The organism is Azospirillum sp. P4_B5 (assembly GCF_056402275.1).
In genome coordinates, this window is record NZ_JBFUHT010000095.1 from 1 (window position 1) to 5,858 (window position 5,858).

General features: G+C 64.8%; 10 protein-coding genes and 1 pseudogene. 6 read left to right on the forward strand and 5 right to left on the reverse strand.

What is annotated here, in order from left to right:
- Positions 1 to 315 precede the first annotated feature (315 nt).
- The 5 genes from AC1DVI_RS31770 to AC1DVI_RS31790 all read left to right on the forward strand — a co-directional run bounded on the left by AC1DVI_RS31770 (position 316) and on the right by AC1DVI_RS31790 (position 2,405).
- The gene (locus AC1DVI_RS31770) at positions 316 to 1,104 is read left to right on the forward strand and encodes a DNA/RNA non-specific endonuclease (RefSeq protein ID WP_476961373.1); all 789 of its coding nucleotides are present in this window, start codon (positions 316 to 318) and stop codon (positions 1,102 to 1,104) included.
- Positions 1,105 to 1,148: 44 nt separating this feature from the next.
- Complete coding sequence (locus AC1DVI_RS31775) at positions 1,149 to 1,403, forward strand: hypothetical protein (RefSeq protein WP_476961374.1); 255 nt, start codon at positions 1,149 to 1,151, stop codon at positions 1,401 to 1,403.
- 155 nt (positions 1,404 to 1,558) lie between these two features.
- Positions 1,559 to 1,732, forward strand: a complete 174-nt coding sequence (locus AC1DVI_RS31780) for a hypothetical protein (RefSeq protein ID WP_476961381.1) — start codon at positions 1,559 to 1,561, stop codon at positions 1,730 to 1,732.
- A gap of 47 nt (positions 1,733 to 1,779) precedes the next feature.
- On the forward strand, positions 1,780 to 2,088 hold the full coding sequence (locus AC1DVI_RS31785; protein ID WP_476961375.1) for a hypothetical protein: 309 nt from the start codon (positions 1,780 to 1,782) through the stop codon (positions 2,086 to 2,088).
- 62 nt (positions 2,089 to 2,150) lie between these two features.
- Complete coding sequence (locus AC1DVI_RS31790; protein WP_476961376.1) at positions 2,151 to 2,405, forward strand: DUF4167 domain-containing protein; 255 nt, start codon at positions 2,151 to 2,153, stop codon at positions 2,403 to 2,405.
- 28 nt (positions 2,406 to 2,433) lie between these two features.
- On the opposite strand, the pseudogene AC1DVI_RS31795 reads toward AC1DVI_RS31790, so the two are convergent.
- The 5 genes and pseudogenes from AC1DVI_RS31795 to AC1DVI_RS31815 all read right to left on the reverse strand — a co-directional run.
- Positions 2,434 to 2,607: pseudogene (locus AC1DVI_RS31795) on the reverse strand (transposase); the annotation flags it as partial.
- Positions 2,608 to 2,631: 24 nt separating this feature from the next.
- On the reverse strand, positions 2,632 to 2,865 hold the full coding sequence (locus AC1DVI_RS31800; protein ID WP_476961377.1) for a hypothetical protein: 234 nt from the start codon (positions 2,863 to 2,865) through the stop codon (positions 2,632 to 2,634).
- Positions 2,866 to 2,916: 51 nt separating this feature from the next.
- Positions 2,917 to 4,083 (reverse strand): AAA family ATPase, encoded by a 1,167-nt coding sequence (locus AC1DVI_RS31805; RefSeq protein WP_476961378.1) that lies wholly within the window; start codon positions 4,081 to 4,083, stop codon positions 2,917 to 2,919.
- 191 nt (positions 4,084 to 4,274) lie between these two features.
- Entirely contained in the window at positions 4,275 to 4,601 is a 327-nt protein-coding gene (locus AC1DVI_RS31810; protein ID WP_476961379.1) for a helix-turn-helix domain-containing protein, read from the reverse strand.
- Positions 4,594 to 4,854 carry a type II toxin-antitoxin system RelE family toxin gene (locus AC1DVI_RS31815; protein WP_200487087.1) on the reverse strand — a complete coding sequence of 87 codons (261 nt, stop codon included), beginning with the start codon at positions 4,852 to 4,854 and terminating at the stop codon, positions 4,594 to 4,596. Before AC1DVI_RS31815 ends, AC1DVI_RS31810 begins: the two co-directional genes overlap by 8 nt.
- A gap of 429 nt (positions 4,855 to 5,283) precedes the next feature.
- Between AC1DVI_RS31815 and AC1DVI_RS31820 the strand changes: the two genes are divergently transcribed.
- Entirely contained in the window at positions 5,284 to 5,592 is a 309-nt protein-coding gene (locus tag AC1DVI_RS31820) for a hypothetical protein (RefSeq protein WP_476961380.1), read from the forward strand.
- Positions 5,593 to 5,858 lie beyond the last annotated feature (266 nt).

Consider the following 5,858-nt stretch of genomic DNA (forward strand, 5'->3'; position numbering starts at 1 on the left):
TGACGGCGGCGGTCGTTCCGCATGGTGCTGCAGGAGCATGGGCACGAAACGGGATGCAGGCACCGGTCAACTCTCGAACGAGGCACTCCTGGATCTCGAAGTCGGTCGGCGCGGCGACGCGCGCCAAGGCGGAGGCCGCTCCGACGATCGGCGGGAACCGCCGCAGCCATGGATGGATGATCGGCCGTATCCGTCACCTCGGATCGCCGACGGAAGCCACGGCATTCTGCGGCATTCGCCTCAACGGTGTTTGCAGCCAACCGCGGCGGCGCGACATACTGCCGCTCCGTCCACGCCTCGCCGGAAAGTCGCCCGATGTTCCCCCGCACCGCCGCCGTCCTGGCTCTCGGCGTTCTCGCCTTTGCCGGCGCTGTTCCGCCGGCCGCGGCGGCTCCCACCGCGTGCCCACAGCACTTCGTCGCCGGACAGGCGCCGGATCTGACGCGGCAAAGCCTGGCGGTCAAGACGCGCCCGCTTTGCTACGATGGCTACGCCCTGCTGCATTCCGGGATCAGCCGCACGCCGCTGTGGACGGCCGAGCACCTGACCACGGAACGGCTCGCCGCGGCGCGGGGGCTGAAGCGCAAGAACAGGTTCCATGCCGATCCCAACCTGCCGGCGGACGAGCGGGCCGAACTCGACGACTACAAAGGGTCGGGGCTCGATCGTGGGCATATGGCTCCCTCCGGTGACATGCCGACAGCGGCTGCGCAGGAGCAGAGCTTCAGCCTCGCCAACATGGTCCCGCAGAGCCCCAAGATGAACCAGCTCATCTGGGAATGGATCGAGAGCGGCATCCGTGACCTCGCGGAACGGCAGGGCGAGCTGTACGTCGTCACCGGGCCGGTCTTCCAGGGGCAGAGCCTGCAGCGGATCAACGGCCGCGTCCTCGTGCCCAGCCACGCCTTCAAGGCGGTCTACGATCCGCAGCGGCGCCAAGCGGCCGCCTACCTCGTGGAGAACGTCACCACGAAGGCCCATCGGGTGTTGTCGATCGCCGAGTTGGAACAGCTGACCGGGGTTGCGGTGTTTCCTGGACTCCCAGAGGCGGTCAGAGCGATTGCGATGCCGTTGCCCGAACCCAAACCGCGTCGGCGGTCGTGACCATGACCGCCGCCTCCACACACCGCCCAGCTGACGAGGCTCCGATGCCGTCGCCGATAACGCCCTTCGCCAATGAGGCCGACTCGCTGCAGATCGACGATCTGACGGTCGAAAACCGCACCGACCGCGTGTCCCTCTACGGCAGTGTCGCGCTCACCAAGGACCGCGCAGGCCTGGAGCACGCCCGCGCGCTGAAGACCGTCCTGGACGCGGTGATTGCCGCCTTGGAGGACGAGGAGAACCTGCCCGAGGCGGTCGCGACGAAGCCGCCGGACCAAGTGCCGAACCCGTTCGGCTGAGCGCCGTACGGCTGGTTGAGGACCGACGTCACCGCGTTTTATCCGAAGGCCTATCCGCGGCCCCAACGGCTTCCGCGGTCCCGCTGGGGCGGGTTCTCGCACGCAGCGAGGCGACCAACCGAGCCCTCGCCCGCATTGACGCGCTTGCGGACGACCTGCGAGATCCGTACCTGCTGAGCCATGTCCTGACCAAGCGTGAGGCTGTATCGAGTTCCGGCATCGAGGGCATGCATTCGGCTCTCGATGAGCGGCTTGTCGTCGAGGATACCGAAATCGATCACTTCACAATCCCCGATAAGCCGCCGTATTCCCTGGGGAGGATTGGTTGAAACCTGATAGGTTATGCGAGGCTTCAACCGGTGAAGGGGTGTCTTGGATGCCGCTGACGGAAAGGACCGCACAAGGTGATCAATATGTCCTTCCCGGCGCGGAACGCCGGACCGAGCCCGGCCTGCCCTACGCCGCCGAACCCGACGGCCAGCTCGCCCTGCATTTCTACGAACCTCCCCGTGCCGACGAGCGGGACCCCGGCAAGCCGCCCCCTGTGCCGCGTCCCCTCCCCCGCCCCACGCCGATCGATGACGGTCCGCTCGCCGGCCGCGTTGCCTTCTTTCCGCAGGTCATGAATGATGTGACCGAAGCTTTCCGGGCTTTTTCCGGCGTGACGAAAGAACGCCGGGATTAAAGCGTTTGGAAATCAACCTTCGCTCCTGATCGCGGTCCACCGCTCCCCGAGGAACAACGTTCATGCCTTTCGACAATCCGGCGGGCGACCGAGCCCGTCGGCAGCCACGGTTCGGCAAAACGGCCCAACGGCAAGCCGTGCAGGGAGCCCCGGCGCGAGCACACCCGAAGGTCAATGGTTCCGCCCAGCAGAAGCACACCCAATGGCTCGCCCGCGCCGGCGATGCCGAGCGATCCGGCGATGCCGTCGAAGCCGAAACCTGCCGTCAGCATGCGGAGCACTGGTTCCGTGTGGCCCACGGCCGCAACGATCCCTGACCCGCCAACGGTCCCCTCGGGCCGTAGCGGCGTGACTCAAGCGCAATGCGCCCTGGGAAACCCGAAGCGGTTCGTTCCACCGGAAGAACGTCGCCTCGCTGATCCCATGCTTGCGGCAGACCTCCGCCGTTGGCCTGCCGGCTTCCTTCTCGCGCAGGACTCCAATGATCTGTTCCTTGCTGAAACGGTGAGGTGAGGTGATGGAAGGGCCGTCCACCACATCACTTCAGGCGGGCGCGTCAAACTGTCGGTGTTTCATGTAGAGCCTCATCTGGCGGTCGGTGATGTGCGGGCCCGGCAAGGTCGGGGTTCGTTCCTCATTGGTGTGAAGACCCTCTATCCCGACCGCGGCCACCGCTTCCGCCAGCCGGCGCCTGTTCCATCGAACGGACGCCAACGCCGCCGTCGCACCTTCGGCCGGGTTACGCCCGACCTCCGTCGCAACGGCGGCGTCCTTCATTCTCATTCAGATTGACGCCAGTTCTCACCGTGATTGTCGCGCTTCATCGTCCTACGTCTGCTCCGGTCGCTCCGCCGGCCGCCGCCCCTTCAGCCACTCCGCCATGCCTTGGTCCTCCAGGGCATACTGCCCGCGCGTCGAGCGCCAGACCAAGTTGTCACGACGCAGCGCCTCGATGGCCGCCTGGACGGACGGCACCTCGACAGGCTCACCGAGGGCTGACGAGTAGGCCGCGAGCGAGGCCGCCGAGAACGGGGTAAACTGCGCCTCTTCGGTGACCAAGCGCTTGATGACGGCCTGCTGCAACGGGGTAAGCGACGACCAAGCGCTCTCGTAGTCCTGCCAAAGCCGACCGCGCAGCGTCTCCGCTCCGGTGCTCAACGCCTTGCGGAGTTCGCCCGCGCCGTCGTCGAGCGCTATGTCCTTGAGGATCTGCGCGAGGATCTCGGGACGCCTACCCACGACGTCGAACGCGGCGAACACGTCCGCCGGTTCGAAGCGGTTGTCGGCAGCCAAGCGCTTGTTGAGCCACGCCGTGTAGGCGTCGGCGTAGTCGCGGCCGAGCAGCGGGAAGTTCTGCACGCTGGCGCCGTAGAAGGGCTGGTCACGCCCGAGCACCAAACGGCCCAACTTGTCGCGGTGGGAGCCGGTGAGCACCAGCACGAGGTTCGGTCCGTCGGCACTGTCCTCGCGTGTGTTGAGCGTGTCGCGAGCGGCCTTGAGCGCAAACATGGCGTTCAGACCGGCCTCGGTCACGATGGCGTGCTGTGCCTCATCCACGACCAGCGCCACCCGCTTGTCGGTCCGGTCGATCAACGCGCCCAGCGCGTCGGTCAGCGTTGCGCCCTGCGGCTGTCCGATCCGGTCGAGGTCGATGGCGGTCGCTCCGACCCCGACTTTGCTGAGCCCCACCGAACGCGCAACCCGCACCGGCACACCTTCGGCGCGCCGCAGCGCCTGCTTGATGGCCTCGGCGATCAGGTGCCCAGGGTCAGCATTACGGTCGGACCAGAGGTCGACGTAAACGACTTCAATGTGCCGGTTCTCGAGTTCGGGGGCCAGATCGTGCCGCAGGAACGTCGATTTGCCGGTGCGCCGGGGTGCGGTCAGGCAGAGAGTCGGCTCGGCCCCGAAGGGCGAATCCCCAGTCAGGCGATCGACGATCTGACGCGCCAATTCCGGACGGTGGAACAGGAACTTGCTCGTGCTCGCAGGCATGCGGCCTCTCCCATACGGGCGATTATCGCACCAAACTATAATTTATGTGAGACGCTATAATTCGGCAATAGTTGTCATCGCACGGCGGGTGGGGCGAGCCGCCATACCGGAAGGTGCCGAGCGTGCCTTTTCTAACGGTTGCCATCGGCGTGCTCGTCGGATCAGCCCGCCCGTGGGGCGATTGGCCGCCATTAGAGGACCAGCCAGTCGACGGAGGTGTCCAAGGCCTCGGCAAGCGCCTTGTAAGCCTCCACCGAACCGGGCTTTTTGCCCGCTTCGATCTCCGACAGGTAGCCTGCGCTCACACCCGCCTTTCCAGCGAGACCACGCAAGGACAACCCGCGAAACTCGCGCCATACCCGGACCGGGCTTTCCCCCTCCAGGATGCGTTTGGCCCACTCCAGGGGCATCGGCTGACCGCCACGCGCCTGCATGGCGGTGAGAATGTCCTCCAGGTCTTCGAGACGCGCGGTGAGAGCGTCGTACTCGGCACGGGGAATGGTGACGGTCTCAGTCATAAGCCTCTCTCCGATGGCGGACGCGGTGCACCAGCATGACGGTCACGGTTCCGTCCGCGGCGACGGTGAACAGCACGCGGTAATCGCCGACGCGCAGCCGGAACAGGTCGGAACCCTGCAGGGCTTTGACATTGTTGGCCTGCGTCGTCGGGTCGGCGGCGTACTGCTCGATCTTCCCGAGAATGCGGGCGCGATCCGGCGGAGACAGCGCTTTGAGGTCCTTCACCGCCTTCGCCAGGATCTGAACCTGCATGATCAACTCCGCAACAACCCGCCGAATGTTCGCGCATAGAGAACACTCCGTCAAGAGATATGTTCTCTGTTGGCGTACATTCGCCGACGCCGTACAGAGTGCTCCGTTGTGAGAAAACGATCGTTTGGCCGCCTGTACAGTCCGTTTGAACAGACGGACGCGGCAGGCGGGAAAGGCTTCATCTCTTCCGCAGCTTGTAAAAAGGTGCGGGGGTGACGCCGATCATCATCAGAGCTTTATACCTATTCACACCAATAACGACTGGCTCCAGCACAAACTTTGGTCCACTAGCCCCACTCCAAAATGCCACAACACATCCAGCGGTTCTCTACCACTTCGAAAAACCGTCAATCCGCCGTATTCGCTGGAGCGGATTGGCTTAAACCTGATAGGTTGAGTGAGGCTTCAACCAGCGAAAGGGTGTCTTGGATGCCGCTGACGGAAAGGACCGCCCAGGGCGATCAATATGTCCTTCCCGGCGCGGAACGCCGGACCGAGCCAGGCCTGCCCTACGCCGCCGAACCCGACGGCCAGCTCGCCCTGCATTTCTACGAACCACCCCGGGCCGAGGAGCGGGACGCCGGCAAACCGCTCCCTGTGCCGCGTGCGCTTCCACGCCCCACGCCGATCAGTGAAGGTCCGCTTGCCGGCCGCGTTGCGTTCTTCCCGCAGGTCATGAACGATGTGACCGAAGCTTTGCGGGCGTTTTCATGCGTGATGAAAGATCGCTGGGATTAAAGCGTTTGGAAATCATCCTTCGCTCCTGATCGCGGTCCACTGCCCCCCGAGGAACAACATTTATGCTTTTCGACAATCCGGTGGGCGATCAAGGCCGTCGGCTGTCGGGCGTCTTGGCAAACTGGTCCTTCCGCGTTTTTGGTGCAGCGGAATGACTGGAGCGCTTCCGTTCATGCGGCCTCCAGAACCCGATGACGCAGCAGGTCGAACTTGGCGCGGCCGCACATGGTTCGCTTGATGGTCTTCAAGCGGCTGATTTGTCCCTC